Source organism: Paraplanobispora takensis (genome assembly GCF_016863195.1).
Lineage (GTDB): Bacteria > Actinomycetota > Actinomycetes > Streptosporangiales > Streptosporangiaceae > Planobispora > Planobispora takensis.
On record NZ_BOOK01000012.1, the window covers coordinates 107,976 to 128,616 of the forward strand.

General features: G+C 71.5%; 21 protein-coding genes. 18 read left to right on the top strand and 3 right to left on the bottom strand.

Features of this window, described 5'->3' with window-relative positions; all coding sequences use genetic code 11:
• The 7 genes from Pta02_RS09425 to Pta02_RS09455 all read left to right on the top strand — a co-directional run bounded on the left by Pta02_RS09425 (window position 1) and on the right by Pta02_RS09455 (window position 7,016).
• Complete coding sequence (locus Pta02_RS09425; protein WP_203874331.1) at window positions 1–1,137, top strand: epoxide hydrolase family protein; 1,137 nt, start codon at window positions 1–3, stop codon at window positions 1,135–1,137.
• A 191-nt stretch (window positions 1,138–1,328) separates the two neighbouring features.
• Entirely contained in the window at window positions 1,329–2,492 is a 1,164-nt protein-coding gene (locus tag Pta02_RS09430; protein WP_203874332.1) for a branched-chain amino acid ABC transporter substrate-binding protein, read from the top strand.
• A gap of 76 nt (window positions 2,493–2,568) precedes the next feature.
• Window positions 2,569–3,462, top strand: a complete 894-nt coding sequence (locus Pta02_RS09435; protein WP_203874333.1) for a branched-chain amino acid ABC transporter permease — start codon at window positions 2,569–2,571, stop codon at window positions 3,460–3,462.
• Complete coding sequence (locus tag Pta02_RS09440; RefSeq protein WP_239130021.1) at window positions 3,459–4,628, top strand: branched-chain amino acid ABC transporter permease; 1,170 nt, start codon at window positions 3,459–3,461, stop codon at window positions 4,626–4,628. The genes Pta02_RS09435 and Pta02_RS09440 overlap by 4 nt, the downstream gene beginning before the upstream one ends.
• On the top strand, window positions 4,625–5,392 hold the full coding sequence (locus tag Pta02_RS09445; RefSeq protein WP_203874334.1) for an ABC transporter ATP-binding protein: 768 nt from the start codon (window positions 4,625–4,627) through the stop codon (window positions 5,390–5,392). The genes Pta02_RS09440 and Pta02_RS09445 overlap by 4 nt, the downstream gene beginning before the upstream one ends.
• Complete coding sequence (locus Pta02_RS09450; protein WP_275423569.1) at window positions 5,385–6,092, top strand: ABC transporter ATP-binding protein; 708 nt, start codon at window positions 5,385–5,387, stop codon at window positions 6,090–6,092. Before Pta02_RS09445 ends, Pta02_RS09450 begins: the two co-directional genes overlap by 8 nt.
• Before the next feature lie 243 nt (window positions 6,093–6,335).
• Window positions 6,336–7,016, top strand: a complete 681-nt coding sequence (locus tag Pta02_RS09455) for a GntR family transcriptional regulator (protein ID WP_203874336.1) — start codon at window positions 6,336–6,338, stop codon at window positions 7,014–7,016.
• A 64-nt stretch (window positions 7,017–7,080) separates the two neighbouring features.
• On the opposite strand, the gene Pta02_RS09460 is transcribed toward Pta02_RS09455, so the two are convergent.
• Genes Pta02_RS09460 through Pta02_RS09470 form a run of 3 tightly spaced genes read right to left on the bottom strand, consistent with a single transcriptional unit; the run spans window position 7,081 to window position 9,731 of the window.
• Window positions 7,081–7,995: an EamA family transporter gene (locus tag Pta02_RS09460; protein WP_203874337.1), complete on the bottom strand. Its 915-nt coding sequence runs from the start codon at window positions 7,993–7,995 to the stop codon at window positions 7,081–7,083.
• Window positions 7,996–8,049: 54 nt separating this feature from the next.
• Window positions 8,050–8,826, bottom strand: coding sequence for an ABC transporter permease (locus tag Pta02_RS09465; RefSeq protein WP_203874338.1), 777 nt, complete (start codon window positions 8,824–8,826; stop codon window positions 8,050–8,052).
• Window positions 8,823–9,731, bottom strand: coding sequence for an ABC transporter ATP-binding protein (locus Pta02_RS09470; RefSeq protein WP_203874339.1), 909 nt, complete (start codon window positions 9,729–9,731; stop codon window positions 8,823–8,825). The genes Pta02_RS09465 and Pta02_RS09470 overlap by 4 nt, the downstream gene beginning before the upstream one ends.
• A 177-nt stretch (window positions 9,732–9,908) precedes the next feature.
• Between Pta02_RS09470 and Pta02_RS09475 the strand changes: the two genes are divergently transcribed.
• The 11 genes from Pta02_RS09475 to Pta02_RS09525 form a co-directional block, all read left to right on the top strand.
• Entirely contained in the window at window positions 9,909–10,706 is a 798-nt protein-coding gene (locus Pta02_RS09475; protein ID WP_203874340.1) for a VOC family protein, read from the top strand.
• A 162-nt stretch (window positions 10,707–10,868) separates the two neighbouring features.
• Window positions 10,869–12,170, top strand: a complete 1,302-nt coding sequence (locus Pta02_RS09480) for a multidrug effflux MFS transporter (RefSeq protein WP_203874341.1) — start codon at window positions 10,869–10,871, stop codon at window positions 12,168–12,170.
• Between the two features lie 105 nt (window positions 12,171–12,275).
• Window positions 12,276–12,995, top strand: coding sequence for a helix-turn-helix transcriptional regulator (locus Pta02_RS09485; protein ID WP_203874342.1), 720 nt, complete (start codon window positions 12,276–12,278; stop codon window positions 12,993–12,995).
• On the top strand, window positions 12,992–14,404 hold the full coding sequence (gene sufB, locus Pta02_RS09490) for a Fe-S cluster assembly protein SufB (RefSeq protein ID WP_203874343.1): 1,413 nt from the start codon (window positions 12,992–12,994) through the stop codon (window positions 14,402–14,404). The genes Pta02_RS09485 and sufB overlap by 4 nt, the downstream gene beginning before the upstream one ends.
• Window positions 14,404–15,525, top strand: a complete 1,122-nt coding sequence (sufD, locus tag Pta02_RS09495) for a Fe-S cluster assembly protein SufD (protein ID WP_203874344.1) — start codon at window positions 14,404–14,406, stop codon at window positions 15,523–15,525. The genes sufB and sufD overlap by 1 nt, the downstream gene beginning before the upstream one ends.
• Window positions 15,522–15,839, top strand: a complete 318-nt coding sequence (locus Pta02_RS09500) for a Rieske (2Fe-2S) protein (protein ID WP_203874345.1) — start codon at window positions 15,522–15,524, stop codon at window positions 15,837–15,839. Before sufD ends, Pta02_RS09500 begins: the two co-directional genes overlap by 4 nt.
• On the top strand, window positions 15,839–16,585 hold the full coding sequence (gene sufC / locus Pta02_RS09505; protein WP_203874346.1) for a Fe-S cluster assembly ATPase SufC: 747 nt from the start codon (window positions 15,839–15,841) through the stop codon (window positions 16,583–16,585). The genes Pta02_RS09500 and sufC overlap by 1 nt, the downstream gene beginning before the upstream one ends.
• Window positions 16,586–16,712: 127 nt before the next feature.
• Window positions 16,713–17,972, top strand: coding sequence for a cysteine desulfurase (locus Pta02_RS09510; RefSeq protein ID WP_203874347.1), 1,260 nt, complete (start codon window positions 16,713–16,715; stop codon window positions 17,970–17,972).
• A 40-nt stretch (window positions 17,973–18,012) separates the two neighbouring features.
• Complete coding sequence (gene sufU / locus Pta02_RS09515) at window positions 18,013–18,447, top strand: Fe-S cluster assembly sulfur transfer protein SufU (protein WP_203874348.1); 435 nt, start codon at window positions 18,013–18,015, stop codon at window positions 18,445–18,447.
• On the top strand, window positions 18,447–18,812 hold the full coding sequence (locus Pta02_RS09520; protein WP_184941519.1) for a metal-sulfur cluster assembly factor: 366 nt from the start codon (window positions 18,447–18,449) through the stop codon (window positions 18,810–18,812). Before sufU ends, Pta02_RS09520 begins: the two co-directional genes overlap by 1 nt.
• A gap of 371 nt (window positions 18,813–19,183) precedes the next feature.
• Window positions 19,184–20,641 (top strand): DEAD/DEAH box helicase (locus Pta02_RS09525; RefSeq protein WP_239130024.1); only part of this gene is annotated, 1,458 nt, incomplete at its 3' end.

Sequence of the window (20,641 nt, forward strand, 5' to 3'; positions counted from 1 at the left end):
ATGGAGATCACGGAGTTCCGCATCGACATCCCCCAGGCCGACCTCGACGACCTGCGTGACCGGCTGGCGCGCACCCGCTGGCCCAGCGAGGTCCCCGGCGCCGGATGGAGCCGCGGCGTGCCGCTGGACTATCTCCGGGAACTGGCGGACTACTGGGCCGACGGCTACGACTGGCGGGTCCACGAGGCGAGGCTGAACGAGTTCCCGCAGTACGTCACCGAGATCGACGGCACCACCGTGCACTTCCTGCACGTGCGCTCGCCGCACGCCGAGGCGACGCCGCTGCTGCTCACCCACGGCTGGCCCGGATCCGTCGTGGAGTTCCTCGACGTCATCGAGCCGCTGACCCGGCCGGAGGACCCCGCCGACGCCTTCCACCTGGTGATCCCGTCCATCCCGGGCTTCGGCTTCTCCGGCCCGGCCCGGGAGGCCGGGTGGAACCTCGGGCGCATCGCCGCGGCGTGGGCGGAGCTGATGAGCCGCCTGGGCTACGAGCGCTTCGGCGCCCAGGGCGGCGACTGGGGCTCGGGCATCTCCCGCGAGGTCGGGCTGCTCTGCCCCGAGCGCGTCATCGGCGTGCACCTGAACTATCTGCTCACCTTCCCCTCCGGCGACCCGGAGGAGACGGCCGCGCTCACCGAGGAGGAGAAGCGGCGGCTGGGCGGGCTCAAGCGGTTCGAGGACGAGCTGTCGGGCTACATGTACCTCCAGGCGACCCGCCCGCAGACCCTCGCCTACGCCCTCAACGACTCGCCGGTGGGCCAGCTGGCGTGGATCGTGGAGAAGTTCAAGGACTGGACCGACGCCGAGGACGTCCCCGAGGAGGCGGTGGACCGCGACCGGCTGCTGACCAACGTCATGCTCTACTGGCTGACCGGCACCGCCGGCTCCTCCGCCCAGATCTACTACGAGTTCGCGCAGGCGTGGGCCATGCCGCAGATGCTGACCGTCCCGACGGGCCTGGCGCTGTTCCCCGCCGAGGTCGCCCCGCCCATCAGGGCGTGGGCGGAGAGGACCAACGCGATCGTGCACTGGAGTGAGTTCGACCGCGGCGGCCACTTCGCGGCCATGGAGGAACCCGACCTGCTGGTGGCGGACGTGCGGGCGTTCTTCAGGGGCCTGCGCTCCCGGTCCTGACCCCGGCGACGGCTCCGGCCGGGTGCCGGCCGGAGCCGTTTCCCCGGCCTGCGACGGATTTCGGGCCCTTGACGGATTTCGGACCGGCGTCGACAAACAATCTGTGAACGTCGATGTCGCGCTCCGGGCCTTGACGAGCACGCTCCAGGGGCATGCAATATCACATATCACTAGATGTGAGGAGCCGCCCCATGCGCGCCACCCCCCTGAAATCCCTCGCGTCACTCACCTTCGCCGTCCTCGCCCTGGCCGGATGCAGCCAGGGCCTGCTCGGCGACGGCGGCACGGGAGACCAGAGCAGCGCACCGGCCCAGGGCCCGATCGTCCTGGGCATGCTGATCCCCCAGTCGGGCAGCGAGGCCGCCATCGGCCCCTATATGAGCAACGCGGCACAGCTCGCGATCGACGAGATCAACGCCAAGGGCGGAGTGCTCGGCCGCAAGCTGGAGCTGAAGACCGCCGACGACGCCTGTGACCCGCAGTCGGCCTCGGCGGCGGCCAACAAGCTCGTCACCGAGGGCGTGCACGTCTCGGTGGGCGGCTACTGCTCCGGCGCGACGCTGCCCACTCTGCCGATCTTCGGCAGGGCGAACATCCCGATGATCATCCCGGCCGCCAACTCCCAGGAGCTGGTCGACCAGAAGCTCAAGCACGTCTTCCTGATCAACGGCACCGGCTCCCAGCAGGCCGCCGCCGCCCAGAAGTGGGTCGACAAGCAGGGTGCCGAGAGCGTCGCGCTGATGCACGACAACACCAGCTACTCCAAGGACATCGCCGTACGCGCCCAGAACCTGCTCGGCGACAAGGCCGTGATCGTCGAGGCGGTCACGCCCAAGGAGAGCGACTACAGCGCCAACATCACCAACGTGCTGGCCAAGAAGCCGGACTTCGTCTACTGGACCGGCTACTTCCAGGAGGGCGGGCTGATCGCGCGCCAGCTGCGCCAGGCCGGGTACAAGGGCTCGATCATGGTCGCCGACGGCGCCGTTTCGCCGAAGCTGGCCGAGATCGCCGGGGACGAGGCGGCCGAGGGCGTCTACGCCACCATGACCCAGACCCCGGAGACGCTCCAAGGCGCCGAGAACTGGATCGCGGCCTACAAGAAGAAGTACAACGCCGACCCCGGCCCCTACTCCAACCAGTCCTACGACGCCGTACGGCTGGCCGCCGAGGCGATCACCAAGGCGGGCGGCACCGACGGCGCCAAGGTCATCGCCGCGCTGGAGGCCGTCGACGGCTTCCCGATGTTCTCCGGGCCGCTGAAGTTCACCCCCGAGCACACCCTGGCCAACGGCGGCTTCCAGATCCTCGTGGTCAAGGACGGCGCGTTCGCCCTGCAGGACCCCCTCGCGTGACCGGGCGCGGGAAGCACGACCCGGCCGGTGCCCCGGCCGGGTCGCCGGTCGCGGCCCGGGCCGCGCGGGAGGCCGGATGACGCAGCTCGTCTGGAACGGCCTGTTCGTCGGTTCGTTCTACGCCCTGGTGGCGCTGGGCTACAGCATGGTCTACGGGATCATCAAGCTGCTCAACTTCGCCCACGGCGACCTGTACATGCTCGGCGCCTTCACCGGCTTCGCCATCCTCGGCGCGGCCGGCGGGGTGTCGTCCTCGGCCGCGCTGCCGGTGCTGCTCGGCGTACTCCTGGCGACCATGGTCATCACCGGCCTGGCCGGGGTGGTGCTGGAGCGGGTCGCCTACCGGCCGCTGCGCGGCGCCCCCCGCCTGTCCCTGCTGATCACCGCGGTCGGCGCGTCCTTCGCCCTGGAGTACGGCATGCGCGTGGTGGCCGGGGCCGACCCGCGGGTCTACCCGGTACGGCTCGGCGGCACCGCCCTGGAGGTGTTCGGGGCCCGGCTGACCGTGCAGCAGCTCGCGCTGGTCGCGGTGGCCGTGGTGCTCATGGCCGGGCTCAACCTGCTGGTCACCCGGACCCGCGAGGGCCGGGCCATGCGGGCCATCGCGCTGGACCCGCGCACCAGCGCGCTCATGGGGATCGACGTCAACGCGGTGATCTCCCGGACCTTCTTCCTGGGGTCGGCGCTGGCCGGGGCCGCCGGGGTGATGGCCGGGGCCTACTACGGGAAGATCGACTTTCTGATGGGCTTCCTGATCGGGCTCAAGGCGTTCACCGCGGCGGTCATCGGCGGGATCGGCAACATCCCCGGCACCATGCTCGGCGGGCTGCTGCTGGGGCTGCTGGAGTCGTTCGGGACGTTCTGGCTCGGCGGTGAATGGCGCGACGTGTTCGCCTTCGGGGTGCTGATCGTGTTCCTGACCGTGCGGCCGACGGGCCTGCTCGGCGAGCGCGTCACGGAGCGGGTGTGAAGGGCCCCGGCCAGGACCCGGCGGCCCCGGGCCCGGACTCCGCGCTCTCCGGTCCGGACTCTCCTCCGCAGGCCGGATCGCCTCCCGGTTCGGACTCCGCGCTCTCCGGTTCCGGCTCGTCGTCCGGCTCCGGCTCCGGTTCCGGCTCGCCGTCCGGGCTCGCGGGTCCTGCGGGCGCCGAGCCGCCGGGCGGGAGCCGTACGACCGGATCGGAGGTCCGCCTGCGGGGCACCACCAAACCGCCCACGGTGGCCTCGCGGCTGCTGCAGAACCGGTGGGCGGGACTGGCGGGACTGCTCGTCGCGCTCCTGGCGCCCTTCGTGAACGCCACGCCGTACGCGCTGTCGGTCATGACCAGCGCGGCGATCTTCGTGATGCTCGCCGCCGGGCTGAACATCGTGGTCGGCTACTGCGGCCTGCTCGACCTGGGGTACGCCGCCTTCTTCGCGGTCGGCGCCTACACCAGCGGCGTGCTGGCCACCCGCTTCGACCTGCCGCTGCTGGCCACCGTGCCCGCGGTCCTGGTGGCCACCGTGATCGCCGGGATCGTCATCGGCGCGCCGACCCTGCGGTTGCGCAGCGACTATCTGGCCGTCGTCACCCTCGGCTTCGGGGAGATCATCCGCATCACCGCCAACAACCTGGAGGTGACCGGCGGCCCGTCGGGCGTCTACGGCATCCCGCACCTCGCCGACGGCCCGGTGGGGTTCTACTACCTGACCGTGGCGGTCGTCGCCGTGGCCGTGGCCGGCGCCGCCCGGCTGGGCCGCTCCCGCCTCGGCCGGGCCTGGCGGTTCGTCCGTGAGGACGAGGACGCCGCAGAGGCGATGGGCGTGCACACCTACCGGGTCAAGCTCGCCGCCTACATCGCCGGGGCGATCTGGGGCGGCCTGGCCGGGGTGCTGTTCGCCGCGCACCTGTCGGCCATCTCCCCGGCCAGCTTCACCTTCCTGCAGTCGGCGCTGGTGCTGATGGCCGTGGTCCTGGGCGGCATGGGCTCGATGCCGGGCGTCGTCATCGGCGCGATCGTGATCAGCATCCTGCCGGAGATCCTGCGCGACCTCGCCGACCACCGCTTCTTCCTGTTCGGGGTCCTGCTCATCGTCGTCATGCTCCTGCGCCCGCAGGGGCTGTGGCCCGCCCGTTCCAAGGAGGCCCTCAAATGACCCTGCTGGACGTGGCGGACCTGCGCCTGTCCTTCGGCGGGCTGCTGGCCATCGACGGGCTGAGCTTCTCGGTGGGGGAGGGGGAGATCGTCTCGGTCATCGGCCCGAACGGCGCGGGGAAGACCTCGGCCTTCAACTGCGTCACCGGGTTCTACCGGCCCACCGCGGGGCGGATCGCACTGCGCGGCCGGGACCTGCGGGGACTGCGGCCCTCCGCGGTCGCGGGCCTGGGCGTGGCGCGGACCTTCCAGAACCTGCGCCTGTTCGGCGAGCTGTCGGTCCTGGACAACGTGCGCGCCGGCACCCATCTGTGGCTGCGGCAGAGCGTGTTCGACGCGCTGCTGCACACCCCCCGCTACCGCCGCTCCGAGCACGAGTGCACCGAGCAGGCCCACCACTGGCTGGACTTCGTGGGTCTGCGCGGCGACCGCTACGGCCCCGCCCGGGCGCTGTCGTACGGCGAGCAGCGTCGCACCGAGATCGCCAGGGCGCTGGCCAGGCACCCCTGCCTGCTCCTGCTGGACGAGCCCGCCGCCGGGCTCAACCACGGGGAGAAGGCCGAGCTGCTGGGCCTCATCCGGCGCATCCGGGACCTCGGCGTCGCCATCGTGCTCATCGAGCACGACATGGGGCTGGTCATGGAGGTCTCCGAACGGGTGGTGGTGCTCAACTTCGGCCGGGAGATCGCCGACGGCCGCCCCGAGGACGTCCGGCGCGACCCCGCCGTCATCGAGGCCTACCTGGGAGGTGAGCCGCATGCTTGAGATCCGCGATCTGGACGTGCACTACGGCGGCGTCCACGCGCTGCGCGGCCTGTCCCTCACCGTCGCGCAGGGCGAGACCGTGGCCCTGCTGGGCAACAACGGCGCGGGCAAGACCACCACGCTCTCGGCGGTCTCCGGTCTCCTGCGGCCGAGCGGCGGCGCGATCCTGTTCGAGGGCGCCGACATCACCAGGGAGCATCCGCACCGGATCACCGCGCGCGGGCTGGTGCACGTACCCGAGGGACGCAGGGTCTTCAGCACCCTGACCGTCCACGAGAACCTGCAACTCGGCGGCTATCTGGTGCGCGACTCCGCCGAGATCCGCCGCCGGATCGAGCGCGTCTACGAGCTGCTGCCCCACCTGGCCCAGCGGCGCGGCCAGCAGGGCGGCACCCTGTCCGGCGGCGAGCAGCAGATGCTGGCCGTCGGCCGGGCGCTGGTCACCGGGCCGCGGCTGCTGCTGCTGGACGAGCCGTCCATGGGCCTGGCGCCGCTGGTGGTCGCCTCGATCATGGAGCTGGTGGCCGACATCAACGCCGGGGGCACCTCGGTGCTGCTGGTCGAGCAGAACGCGGCCGCGGCCCTGCGGATCGCGGACCGCGGATATGTGATCGAGAACGGCGAGGGCGTGCTGGAGGGCCCGGCCGCCGGCCTGCGCGAGGACCCCCGGGTCGTGCAGGCCTATCTGGGCGGGGTCTGAGCGGGCCGGGGCCGGAAGGACGCGACGGGACCAAGGACGGAGAACGAGGCCGGGACCCGGGACCCGGATCCGACAGGCGCGGCCGTACGGATCGGTCGCACCGGGACCGGGGACCGGGATCTGAGACGGCGCGGCCGTACCGGCGGGCGGACCTGGGACGTCGGGATCCGGGACGGGCGGCCGGGTCTGAGACAATGGGCCGCCCGCGGGGGCGCGGAGACGAGCGAGATGAGAGGCGCTGGCATGGCTCCTTCGGCACCGGACCGGCTCGACCTGCCGGTCGTGGGCGAGCGGCAGAGCCTGCGGGAGCAGGTCGCCCACGCGCTGCGCGCGGCCTTGATCACCGGAGAGATGCGCCCCGGCGTGGTCTACTCGGCGCCGGTGCTGGCCGCCCAGTTCGGCGTCTCGGCCACACCCGTCCGCGAGGCGATGCTCGATCTGACCAAGGAGGGCCTGGTCGAGGCGGTCCGCAACAAGGGCTTCCGGGTCACCGAGCTGTCCGAGCGCGACCTGGACGAGCTCACCGAGATCCGCCAGCTGATCGAGGTGCCCACCGTGGCGCGGCTGGCCGACGCCTCCCGCGCGGAGAGCTTCGCGGAGCTGCGCCCGCTCGCCGAGCGGATCGTCGAGGCGGCGCAGGGGGGCGACCTGCTCGCCTACGTGGACGCCGACATCCGCTTCCACGTGGGCCTGCTGACGCTGGCGGGCAACGCCCGCCTGGTCGAGGTGGTGCGCGACCTGCGCGGCCGGGCCCGCCTGTACGGCCTGGCGGCCCTCTCCGAGCGGGGCGTGCTGGTCGACTCCGCCCGCGAGCACCTGGACCTGCTGGAGCGGCTGTCGGCCGGCGACACGGGCGGGTCCGAGCGGGTGATGCGCGACCACATCCAGCACGTGCGGGGCATCTGGGCCGACCGCCCGGAGTGAGCCGCCGCGGATAAGGGACCGCCGCGGATACGGGACCACCGCGGGTACGCGACCGCCGCGGACCTCAGCCGGTGCTGCGGGTCGCGCCCACGCTGGCGACGACCACGCATCCGATGGCGGCCCACTCCCGCACCTGCAGCACCTCGCCCAGGACGACCAGGCCGACCAGCGCCGCCGCGGCGGGCTCCAGGCTCATCAGGATGCCGAACACCCGCTTGGGCATCCTGCGCAGCGCCTCCATCTCGATGCTGTAGGGGATGACGGACGACAGCAGCCCGACGCCCAGGCCGATCAGGAGCAGCTCGGGCCGGAGCAGGTCGGCCCCGCCCGAGCCGATGCCGACCGGGGCGATCAGCAGGCAGGCCACGATCATCGCGAAGGACACGCCCCCGGTCCCGGGGAAACGCTGGCCCACGGCGGCCGAGAGCAGGATGTAGCCCGCCCAGCAGGCCCCGGCGACCAGGGCGAAGCCGATCCCCAGCCAGCTGAGGCCGGAGGCCTGGCCCCAGGGCGCCAGCAGCGCGATGCCCGAGCCGGCCAGCACCACCCACAGCAGGTCCAGGCGCCGCCGCGAGGCGGCCACCGCCACACCGAGCGGGCCCAGGAACTCGATCGCCACCGCGATCCCCATGGGCAGCCGGGCCAGCGCCTCGTAGAACGAGAGGTTCATCAGGCCGAGCGTCGCGCCGAAGGCCACCCCGATCCCCAGGTCGGACCAGGTCAGCCCCTTCAGCCTGGGCCGGGCGACCACGCCCAGGATCAGCGCGCTCAGCGCGATCCGCAGGAAGACCACCGCGCTCGGCGGCAGCTGCGCGAACAGGTCCTTGGCGAACCCGGCGCCGATCTGCACCGAAAGGATGGCCAGCAGCACCAGACCGGAGGGCGGGATGGCGTCGGAGGCGGCTCGCAGCACGGCCCCCGGCCTGGGCAGGCCCGGCTTGTACGGCTCGGCGGGGCCCGGCAGGGCGTCGGCGGTCACAGAGCTCTCCCTTAAGGTGCCAAATGCTTCAACGCACCTTACTAAAGGCCGGTGTCATTCCCAGCGGAAGGTCCGCGAGGCGAGAACGAGCGAGACGGCCGCCCAGACGGCCAGGATCGCCGCGGCGGCGAGCGGGGTCCCCGCCCCGTCGCTCAGGACGGAGCGCAGACCCCCGGCCAGCGCGGAGATCGGCAGCAGTCCCAGGACCGGTTCGGCCGAGTCGGGGAAGGCCGACAGCGGGAAGACGATCCCGCCGCAGCCCAGCAGGACCAGGTAGACGAGGTTCGCCCCGGCCAGGGTGGCCTCCGCGCGCAGCGTGCCGGCCATCAGCAGTCCCAGCCCGCTGAAGGCGGCGGTGCCCAGCAGGATCAGCGGCAGCGCCAGCAGCGGGGAGCCGGCGGGCCGCCAGCCCAGCGCGAAGGCGACCCCCGCGATGAGCGCCACCTGGACCAGCTCGACCGCGAGCACGGCCAGCGTCTTGGCCAGCATCAGGCCGCCGCGCGACAGCGGGGTCGCGCCCAGCCGCTTCAGCACGCCGTACCGGCGCTCGAAGCCGGTCGCGATGGCCTGGCCGGTGAAGGCCGTGGACATCACCGCCAGCGCCAGCACGCCGGGGGCCACGAAGTCCACCCGGGCGCCCTCGCCGACGTCCACCAGCGGCGCCAGGGAGAAGCCGGTGAGCAGCAGCAGCGGGATGACCATGGTGAGCAGGAGCTGCTCGCCGTTGCGGAGCATGGCCCGGATCTCCGCGCCGGCCTGGGCCGCGACCATCCGGGGCAGCGGCGCGGCGCCGGGGGCGGGGCTGAAGTCCAGCCCGGTCGTCGTGGTCATCGCAGCTCCCGGCCGGTCAGTTCGAGGAAGACGTCTTCCAGGGTGCGGCGCTCGATGCTGAGATCGTCGGCGGTCACGCCCTCGGCGGCGCACCAGGCGGTCACGGTCGCCAGCAGCTCGGGGCCGACCTGGCCCTCGATGATGTAGTGCCCCGAGGGCGACTCCTTGGCCGCGCTCCCGGTGGGCAGGGCGGTCAGCAGCTCGTCCAGGGCCAGCCCCGGCCGGGCGCGGAAGCGCAGCTGCCGCTCGGCGCCGGTGAGGGAGGAGGGGGTGCCCTCGGCCACCACCGTCCCGTGGTCGATGATCACCACGTGGTCCGAGAGCTTCTCGGCCTCGTCCATGTGGTGGGTGGTGAGCACCACCGAGACCCCCGCCGCCCGCAGCTCGCCCACCAGCTCCCAGCAGGCGTGCCGGGCCTGCGGGTCCAGCCCGGCGGTCGGCTCGTCGAGGAAGACCAGCTCCGGGCGGCCGATGACGGCCCCGGCCAGCGAGACGCGCTGCTGCTGGCCGCCCGACAGCCGCCGGTACGGCGTGCGCGCGTGCGCGGCCATCCCCAGCCGCTCCAGCAGCGCGGCCGGGTCGAGCGGGGCGGCGTGGAAGCGGGACATCAGCCGCAGCCACTCCCCGCAGCGCATCGCCGGGGGCACGCCTCCGGCCTGCGGCATCACACCCACCCGCGCCCGCAGCTCCGGCCGGGACGGGTCGAGCCCGAGCACGCTCACGCTGCCGCCGTCGGCCCGCCGGAACCCCTCGCAGATCTCGATGGTGGAGGTCTTGCCCGCGCCGTTGGGCCCCAGGATGGCGGTGACGGCGCCGCGGCGGGCGCTGAGGGTCAGGCCGTCGATCGCGGTCGTTCGGCCGTATCTCTTGACCAGATCGATGATCTCGACGGCTGGGGAGTCCATGGCCACGAGTTTAAGGACTCCCCGGGCCGGTCCCGCTCGCACCCTCGTGCCCGGAGGCTCCCATGTCAGGTAAAAGCTTGCGGCTGATCCCCTCAAATCCGCCGATCACCGTTGATGGATACCGATCCGCGTATGTGACCCTGGGCGGGTCCCCGCTGTGACGCAAGGAGGTCCGGTATGCCCGAGCGCAGCGGCTACGCCTCCGGCACTCCGTGCTGGGTGGAGCTCTCGAGCACCGACGTCGCGCTGTCGGCCGGGTTCTACCGGGAGCTGTTCGGCTGGGAGGTGGGGTTCGACTCCGACCCGGAGCAGGGCGGGTACGGCAGGTTCACCTGCGAGGGCAGGCTGGTGGCCGGGATCACACCCGCCGCCTGCCGGAGCGTGCCCGCGATGTGGAGCGTCTACATCGCCGTCGAGGACGCCGCCGCCACGCTGGAGGAGGTGCGCGCGGCCGGGGGAGAGGTCGTCCTGGAGCCGGTGCAGATCATGGACAGGGGCGTGATGGCCGCCTTCCAGGACCCGACGGGGGCCGTGCTGTCGATCTGGCAGCGGCTGTCGGACTTCGGCGCGGAGGTCACCGTGGAGCCCGGCGCCTTCGGCTGGGTCGAGCTCTCCGCGCGCGACCCCGCCGTCGCCCTGTCCTTCTATCCGCGGGTCTTCGGCTGGCAGGCCCGGGCGCGCGGAGAAGGCCGCAGGCGCTACGTCGAGTGGTACCTGGGCGATCGCCGCGTCGCGGGCATGGCGCCGATGGGCCCCGACATCCCCGCCGACATCCCCTCGCAGTGGAGGACGTACTTCATCGTCGAGGACGCCGACGCCACCGTGGCCAAGGTCCGGGAGCTGGGGGGCAAGGTCTTCACCGAGCCGCTGACCAGCCAGGGCGGCCCGCTCGCGGTGCTGGCCGACCCGGAGTTCGCCGTCTTCGCGATCCTCCAGCTGGACCCGTCGCTCGTGCCCCCGTCCCAGTCGTACTGAGGCCGTCCCCGAGGCTGCCCCGGCGTTGTCTTCCGTGACGTCCTTTTTCTAGGAATAAAGCGGACCTTATCCCTGTTACCGCCATTCGGCCCTTACGGGCTCCTGCCGCCCGTGGGGATCCCTCGCGGGCGTCTGTCATGTGCGAGGGATGGGAGACCGGGAATGACCGCGGCCGATGCCGTACCGGGACAAGCGGGACAGACCGCAGCACAGGGGGGCGCCGCCGTACCGGCTCCGACCCCGGCGGAGGCGGCCCCCGCCCCGCCGGACGGGCGCCGCAGGGCGATGCTCCTGCTCGTCCTGGGCGCGCTGTCGGCGATCGGCCCGCTGTCCATCGACATGTACCTGCCGGCCTTCCCTGCCATCGCCGGGGAGATGGGCGCCGCCCAGGCGCAGGTGCAGCTGACGCTGACGGCCTGCCTCATCGGCGTCTCCGTCGGGCAGGTCATCGCCGGCCCGCTCAGCGACGTGCGGGGCCGCCGGATCCCCCTGATGGTCGGCATCGTCGCCTACGCCGCCGCCTCGCTGCTGTGCGCGTTCTCCCCGTCGGTCTACGGGCTGATCGGCTTCCGCCTGCTGCAGGGCATCGCGGGCGGCGCCGCGCTGGTGATCGTCCGAGCGGTGGTGCGCGACCTGTACGAGGGGGCCGCCATCGCACGCATCTTCGCCACCCTGATGCTGGTCAGCGGGCTCGCGCCGATCCTGGCCCCGATCCTCGGCGCCCAGCTGCTCGCCCACACCTCCTGGCGCGGGATCTTCGTCGCGCTGAGCGCCGGGGGACTGGTGCTGCTGACCGCCGCGCTGTCCGGAGTGCGCGAGACGCTCCCGGCGGACAAGCGTGAGGCCGGCGGGCTGAAGCGGACCCTGGTCACCTTCGGCCGGCTGCTCCGCAGCCGGTCCTTCATGGCCAGCGCGCTCGCCGGCGGCCTGGGCTTCGCCGGCATGTTCGCCTACATCTCCGCCTCGCCGTTCGTCCTGCAGGAGGTGTACGGCGCCTCGCCGCAGACCTACTCGCTGGTGTTCGCGATCAACGCCTTCGGCCTGACGGTGACCGCCCAGATCGGCGGCCGCCTCGCCGGGCGCCGGGCGGAGCCGGCACGGCTGATCGTGATCGGCCTGGTGGCCTACGTGACCGGGGCGGGCGCGCTGGTGGCGGCGGTGTTCCTCGGCCTGCCGCTGGCCACGCTGGTCGCGGCGCTGTTCGTGATGATGTGCGGGGCGGGCCTGGTGCTGCCGGGCTCGGGCGCGCTCGCGCTGGCCGGTCAGCCGCCGCAGGTCGCCGGGAGCGCCGCCGCGCTGCTGGGCGTGCTGCAGTTCGCGCTCGGCGCGCTCGCCGCCCCGCTGGTGGGGCTGGGCGACGGCTCGGCGGTGCCGATGGCCGCCGTCCTGGCCGGGTTCGCGGTGGCGGCCTTCGCCGCGTTCGCCGGGCTTGGGCGGCCCATGAGGGCTGTTTCCCCAGCTTAGGTAAGGCTTACCTGCGTGACGAATCGCATTGGCAGAAAGGCTCACGGCGGTTTGGCAGCGGGGAAGTAATTACGCCACACTGATGTTGTGAAATACGTGACCGGGATGCGAGGCACTCAGGAGACCGCCACCGTGCGGCCCTCCGGCGTGCTCGCCGAGAGCGGCACGCGTGCGCGCGTCGCCCGGCTCATCCTGGAACACGGACCGGTCACCGCCGCCGCCCTCGGCGAACGGCTCGGGCTCACCCCCGCCGCCGTCCGCCGCCATCTGGACGCGCTGCTCGCCGACGGGATGATCGAACCCCGCACGGCGCGCCCGCGCAGCCAGCGCGGGCGCGGAAGACCTGCCAAGATGTTCGCCATCACCGACGCCGGGCGCAGCGCCTTCGAGCACGCCTACGACGATCTCGCGGGCAGCGCGCTGCGCTTCCTGGCCGAGCGCGTGGGCGAGGAGGCCGTGGCCGAGTTCGCCCGCGAGCAGGTGTCCGGCCTCGTCGGCCGCCTGCGCCCCGGGATGGACGACGTCCCCGCCGACCAGCGGGTGCGCGTCCTGGCCGAGGCGCTGTCGGCCGACGGCTACGCCGCCTCGGCCAGCAAGGCCGGGGTCGGCGGCGAACAGCTGTGCCAGCACCACTGCCCGGTGGCGCACGTGGCCGCGGAGTTCCCGCAGCTGTGCGAGGCCGAGACGGAGGCGTTCGCGCAGATCCTCGGCACGCCCGTGCAGCGGCTCGCGACCATCGCCCACGGCGACGGGGTGTGCACCACCCACGTGAGCCCGCCCCGTCATAGAACGATCGACGAATCGAGCAAGGAGACCGGAAGGTGACTGTCACCGACCGCCCGGAGCTGGAAGGCCTCGGGAATTACAAGTTCGGCTGGGCCGACTCGGACGCGGCAGGCGCGGCCGCCAAGCGTGGCCTGTCCGAAGAGGTCGTCCGCAACATCTCCGCGCTCAAGAACGAGCCGGAGTGGATGCTGGACCTGCGCCTGAAGGGCCTGCGTCTCTTCGGTAAGAAGCCCATGCCGTCCTGGGGTTCCGACCTGTCGGGCATCGACTTCGACAACATCAAGTACTTCGTGCGCTCCACCGAGAAGCAGGCCGCCTCCTGGGACGAGCTGCCCGAGGACATCAAGAACACCTACGACAAGCTCGGCATCCCCGAGGCGGAGAAGCAGCGCCTGATCGCCGGCGTCGCCGCCCAGTACGAGTCCGAGGTCGTCTACCACAAGATCCGTGAGGACCTTGAGGAGAAGGGTGTCATCTTCGTCGACACCGACACCGGCCTGCGCGAGCACGAGGAGCTCTTCAAGGAGTACTTCGGCTCCGTCATCCCGGTCGGCGACAACAAGTTCGCCGCGCTGAACACCGCGACCTGGTCCGGCGGCTCCTTCATCTACGTGCCGCCGAACGTCAACGTGGAGATCCCGCTCCAGGCCTACTTCCGGATCAACACCGAGAACATGGGCCAGTTCGAGCGGACCCTGATCATCGTGGACGAGAACTCCTACGTCCACTACGTCGAGGGCTGCACCGCGCCGATCTACTCCTCCGACTCGCTGCACTCCGCGGTCGTGGAGATCATCGTGAAGAAGGGCGCCCGCTGCCGTTACACGACCATCCAGAACTGGTCGAACAACGTCTACAACCTGGTCACCAAGCGCGCCGTGGCCTACGAGGGCGCGACCATGGAGTGGATCGACGGCAACATCGGCTCCAAGGTCACGATGAAGTACCCCGCCGTCTACCTGATGGGCGAGCACGCCAAGGGCGAGACGCTGAGCGTCGCCTTCGCGGGCGAGGGCCAGCACCAGGACGCCGGGGCCAAGATGGTCCACCTGGCGCCGAACACCAGCTCCACGGTCATCTCCAAGTCCGTGGCCCGCGGCGGCGGCCGTACCTCCTACCGCGGCCTGGTCCAGATCGAGGAGGGCGCCCACGGCAGCGCCAGCACCGTCAAGTGCGACGCGCTCCTGGTCGACCAGATCAGCCGCTCGGACACCTACCCCTACGTCGACGTCCGCGAGGACGACGTCGCCATGGGGCACGAGGCGACCGTCTCCAAGGTCTCCGACGACCAGCTGTTCTACCTGATGAGCCGCGGCCTGGACGAGGACGAGGCGATGGCGATGATCGTGCGCGGCTTCGTCGAGCCGATCGCCCGCGAGCTCCCGATGGAGTACGCCCTCGAGCTGAACCGCCTGATCGAACTGCAGATGGAAGGGGCCGTCGGCTGATGGGTCTCGAAACCAAGCCCCTGTCGACCCTCCATGAGAAGGCCTCCTACGACCCGGCCGACTTCGACGTGCCCACCGGCCGCGAGGAGGAGTGGCGCTTCACCCCCCTGTCGCGCCTGAAGGGCCTGCACGACGGCAGCGCCGTCGCCTCCGGCGGCGGCGTGGCCGTCTCCGTCGAGGCGGCCCCCGAGGTCGTCGTCGAGACGGTGGGCCGCGACGACCAGCGCGTCGGCAAGGCCTACGTGCCGACCGACCGGATCAGCGCCCAGGCCTACGCCGTCTTCGAGAAGGCCACCGTCGTCACGGTGCCGCGCGAGGCGGTCGCCTCCACGCCGACGGTCCTGACCTTCACCGGCGGCGGCGGTGTGGCCTACGGCCACACCGTGATCAAGCTGGAGGCGATGGCCGAGGCCGTCGTCGTGCTGGACCACCGCGGCAGCGCGCTCTACGCCGACAACGTCGAGTTCGTCGTCGGCGACGGCGCCACGCTCAAGGTCGTCAGCCTGCAGGACTGGGCCGACGACGCGGTGCACGTCTCCCACCACCACGCCCAGCTCGGCAAGGACGCGACCTTCCGCAGCTTCGTGGTGACCCTCGGCGGCGACCTGGTACGGCTCTCGCCGTCGGTCTCCTACACCGCCCCGGGTGGCGACGCCGACCTGACCGGCCTGTACTTCGTGGACGCCGGCCAGCACCTGGAGCACCGCCTGCTGGTCGACCACTCCCAGCCCAACTGCCGCAGCAACGTCGTCTACAAGGGCGCGCTGCAGGGCGAGCAGGCCCACGCGGTCTGGATCGGCGACGTGATCATCCGGGTCGAGGCCGAGGGCACCGACACCTACGAGCTCAACCGCAACCTGCTGCTCACCGACGGCGCCCGCGCCGACTCGGTGCCGAACCTGGAGATCCTCACCGGCGAGGTCGCCGGGGCGGGTCACGCCAGCGCCTCGGGCCGCCTGGACGACGAGCACATCTTCTACCTGCAGGCGCGCGGCATCCCGTTCGAGGAGGCCAGGCGCCTGGTCATCCGGGGCTTCTTCGGCCAGCTCATCGAGAAGATCGAGGTGGAGGAGCTCCGCGAGCGCGTCATGGCCAAGGTCGAGGCGGAGCTCGCCGGATGACGTTCGAGAAGGCCTGCAAGCTGGCCGACATCCCCGACGGGGGCGTGATCGGCATCGAGGTCGGGGAGACCCCGGTCGCCCTGGTCCGCCGGGGCGAGGAGGTCCACGCTCTGTACGACGTGTGCTCCCACGCCGAGGTCCGGCTCAGCGAGGGTGAGGTCTACGACGACACCCTGGAGTGCTGGCTGCACGGCTCGTGCTTCGACCTGCGATCGGGCAAGCCGACCGGCCCGCCCGCCAACAAGCCCGTCCCCGTCTACCGAGTGAAGATCGACGGCGATGACGTCCTCGTCTCGCTCTCGAAGGAGTCATAGTGTCAACTCTCGAGATCCGTGATCTCCAGGTCGCCGTCGAGGACAAGGAGATCCTGCGCGGCGTCAACCTGACCGTGAGGGCCGGCGAGACCCACGCCATCATGGGCCCCAACGGCTCGGGCAAGTCCACGCTCGCCTACGCGATCGCCGGTCACCCGAAGTACACCATCACCGGCGGCCAGGTCCTGCTCGACGGCGTCGACCTGCTGGAGCTCGGCGTGGACGAGCGCGCCCGCGCCGGCCTGTTCCTCGCCATGCAGTACCCGGTCGAGGTCCCCGGCGTCAGCGTCTCCAACTTCCTGCGCTCGGCGGTGACCGCCGTGCGCGGCGAGGCCCCCAAGCTCCGCGAGTTCGCCAAGGACCTCAAGGCCGGCATGGACGCCCTGTCCATCGACCCCGCCTTCGCCCAGCGCAACCTGAACGAGGGCTTCTCCGGCGGTGAGAAGAAGCGCCACGAGATCCTCCAGCTGGAGCTGCTCAAGCCGAAGATCGCCGTCCTCGACGAGACCGACTCCGGCCTGGACGTCGACGCCCTGCGCGTGGTCTCCGAGGGCATCAACCGCTTCCGCGCCGCCGGTGAGACCGGCGTCCTCCTCATCACCCACTACACCCGCATCCTGCGCTACGTGAAGCCGGACTTCGTCCACGTCTTCGCCGGCGGCCGGATCGTGGAGGAGGGCGGCCCCGAGCTCGCCGACAAGCTGGAGGCCGAGGGCTACGAGGCCTACACCAAGGCCTCTGCGTGATCTCAGGCGGGACGAGGACGGAGTGGTGAGCGAGTGATGAGCGCGGAGCGAGCCCGACGTAGTGAGTGGAGCGGCCGGCTGAGGTACGAGGCCGTCCGCGAAGCGAATGAGGAGCGGTGAGCGACCGATGAGCACAGAGTTCGACGTGGAGAGGATCAGGAAGGACTTCCCGGTCCTGTCCCGCGAGCTGCCCGGCGGCAGGCCGCTGGTCTATCTCGACTCGGGCAACTCATCGCAGAAGCCCACCCAGGTGATCGAGGTCATGCGCGAGCACCTGGCGAGCCACTACGCCAACGTCGGCCGCGCCATGCACGTGCTGGGCGCGGAGTCCACCGAGGCGTACGAGAGCGCCCGTGACAAGGTCGCCACGTTCGTCGGCGCTCCCGACCGCGACGAGATCGTCTTCACCAAGAACGCCTCCGAGGCGCTCAACCTGGTGGCCTACGCCTTCGGCAACCCCATCAACGAGGACCCCCGGTTCGTGATGGGGCCGGGCGACGAGATCGTCATCTCGGAGATGGAGCACCACTCCAACATCGTGCCGTGGCAGCTGCTGGCCCGCCGTACCGGCGCGACGCTGCGGTGGTTCTCCGTCACCGACGAGGGCCGGCTGGACCTGTCCAACCTCGACGAGCTGGTCACCGAGCGCACGAAGATCGTGTCGATCGCGCACCAGTCCAACGTGCTGGGCACCGTCAACCCGGTGGCCCGGGTGCTGGCCCGGGTCCGGCAGGTGGGCGCGCTGATGATGCTGGACGCCTCCCAGTCGGTCCCGCACAAGCCGGTGGACGTGGCGGCGCTGGGCGTGGACTTCCTGGCCTTCACCGGGCACAAGGCCGTCGGCCCCTCGGGCATCGGCGTGCTGTGGGCCCGCGGCGAGCTGTTGGAGGCCATGCCCCCGTTCCTGGGCGGCGGCGAGATGATCGAGGCGGTCTGGATGGACCGCTCGACCTACGCGCCGGCCCCGCACAAGTTCGAGGCCGGCACCCCGCCGATCGTCGAGGCCATCGGCCTGGGCGCCGCGCTGGACTATCTGTCCTCGATCGGCATGGACGCCATCGCCGGCCACGAGCGCGAGCTGACCGGCTACGCGCTGGAGGCGCTGGGCGAGGTGCCGGGCCTGAAGGTGATCGGCCCGCGCGATCTCCAGGACCGCGGCGGTACGGTGTCCTTCACGCTGGAGGGGATCCACCCGCACGACGTCGGGCAGATCCTCGACGACGAGTTCGGTGTGGCCGTGCGCGTGGGGCACCACTGCGCCCGCCCGCTCCACCTGAGGTTCGGGATCCCCGCCACGACGCGGGCCTCCTTCTACCTCTACAACACCCCGGCCGAGATCGACGCCCTGGTCCGCGGCCTCCACCACGTGCGGAAGGTGTTCGCGTAGCGATGCCGGAGCAGCCGAGCCCACGAGTGAGCGCAATCCTATGATCGCCGAGTCGATGTACCAGGAACTGATCCTGGAGCACTACAAGCACCCGCAGGGGCGCGGACTGCGCGACCCCTTCGACAGCGAGGTCCACCACGTCAACCCGACCTGCGGTGACGAGATCACCATGCGGGTGAAGGTCGGCGAGGGGGGCAAGGTCGAGGACGTCTCCTACGACGGGCAGGGCTGCTCGATCAGCCAGGCCGCGGCCTCGGTGCTGCACGAGCTGGCCACCGGCTCGACGGTGGAGGAGACGCTCTCGGTGGTGGAGGAGTTCACCCGGCTCATGCAGGGCAGGGGCAAGGTCGAGCCGGACGAGGAGGTCCTCGGCGACGCGGTGGCGTTCGCCGGGGTCGCCAAGTTCCCGGCCCGGGTCAAGTGCGCGCTGCTCGCGTGGATGGCCTACAAGGACGCGGTTGTGAGGAGTGCATGATGAGCAAGCCCGTGGAGACGCCGACCTCGGCGTACGACGGGGAGACCACCCTCGATGAGGTCATGGAGGCCCTCAAGGACGTCGTCGACCCCGAGCTCGGCATCAACGTCGTGGACCTCGGCCTGATCTACGGGGTCAACCTCGACCCCGCCGAGGCCGGAGCCCCGCCGATCGCCACCATCGACATGACCCTGACCAGCGCGGCGTGCCCGCTGACCGACGTCATCGAGGAGCAGGCGCACTCGGCCCTGGACGGCATGGTCTCCGATGTGAAGATCAACTGGGTCTGGCTCCCGCCGTGGGGTCCGGACAAGATCACTGACGAGGGGCGCGACCAGCTGCGGATGCTCGGTTTCAACGTCTGACCCCTGGCCGTTCCGGTACGGTTCGCGACCCTCGAGTTGCGAGCCGTACTGGAATGTGTGAGAAGATGCCCCGGTGCCGGGAAGAAACGCCCGGTGCGGAGCGTTGACTCCAGTTACGGACAAGCGACCGCCCCATGGCGCGGCCGCCCCGGCCCACCCGGCACTGCGAACGCCGGGGATGCTTGATCGTGGTTTGACTGCGTGCGGGTAAGCTTGACCCGCCCCGTGCGGTGCGCCTCGACATGCACCGCACCACCGCCCCTCCAGTGGGCGTCGATCGAGCGCGGCTCCCCGCCGCGCGTTCCAGGCTCGTCCTTTCGCAGAAGTGACGTGCCACGTACTTCTATCGAAAGGCACGAATCTTCGTGACCATGCTCGACGCTGCCCTGCCCGAGAACACCGAGTTCAGCGAGCTCGTCGACGCGCCCTCCGGCGTGTCCGAGTTCACGCTGCTCGGTCTGCCGAAGCCCCTGGTGGCCGGCCTCTCCCGTCAGGGCATCGACAGCCCCTTCCCCATCCAGCGCATCGCCATCCCCGACGTCCTCGCCGGAATCGACGTGCTCGGCCGCGGCCAGACCGGCTCCGGCAAGACCCTCGCCTTCGGCCTGCCCACCATGGCCCGCATCGCCGGCGTCAAGGCGGCCCCCGGCCGTCCCCGCGCCGTCATCCTGGTGCCGACCCGCGAGCTGGCCATGCAGGTCACCGACGCGCTCGAGCCCCTGGGCCGCGGCCTGTCGCTGCGCATGAAGACCGTCGTCGGCGGCATGTCCATGGGCCGCCAGATCGAGGCGCTGCGCCGCGGCGTCGAGATCGTCGTGGCCACCCCGGGCCGCCTGACCGACCTCATCCAGCAGGGCGAGTGCTCCCTGGAGGAGGTCCAGGTGACCGTCCTGGACGAGGCCGACCACATGTGCGACCTCGGCTTCTTCCCGGTCGTCAGCGCCCTGCTGCAGCAGACCCCGGCCGGCAGCCAGCGCCTGCTGTTCTCGGCCACCCTCGACGGCGACGTGGACAAGCTCGTCAAGCGCTTCCTGTCCGACCCGGTGACCCACTCCCTGGCCCCGGCCACCTCGCCGGTGGACACCATGGAGCACCACGTGCTGGAGGTGCACCGCGACGACAAGTTCCCGGTGACCGCCGAGATCGCCAACCGCGAGGGCCGGACGATCATCTTCGTCCGCACCCAGCACGGGGTGGACCGCCTGTGCAAGCAGCTGGCCCAGGTCGGCGTCAAGGCCGGCGGCCTGCACGGCGGCAAGCGCCAGAACCAGCGCACCCGCATCCTGGCCGAGTTCAAGGAAGGTGCGATCAACGTCCTGGTCTGCACCGACGTCGCGGCCCGCGGCATCCACGTCGACAACATCAGCCTCGTGCTGCACGTCGACCCGCCGCAGGACCACAAGAGCTACCTGCACCGCGGCGGCCGTACGGCCCGCGCCGGCGAGAAGGGCACCGTCATGACGCTGGTGCTCCCCAACGAGCGGCGCTCCACCGACGCGATGACCCGCCGCGCGGGCATCAAGCCGTTCCGCCTCAAGGCCATCCCGGGCCACCCCCGCCTGGAGGAGGTCGCCGGGGCGCGCACGCCCAGCGGCGAGCCGATCCCGGTCTGGGAGCCCTCGGCTCCGGTCACCAAGCAGCGCCAGCGCCGCGAGGGCTTCGGCGGGGGCCGCGGCCCGCGTCGCTTCCGCGACCGTCACGGTGAGGGCCGCGAGCGCTCCTTCGGCGAGCGCGGCGAGCGTCCCTACGGGGGCGACCGCGAGGGCAACCGCGGCGAGCGTCACGACGGCAACCGCGGCAACTCCAGCGTGAGCGACCTGCGCGGCCAG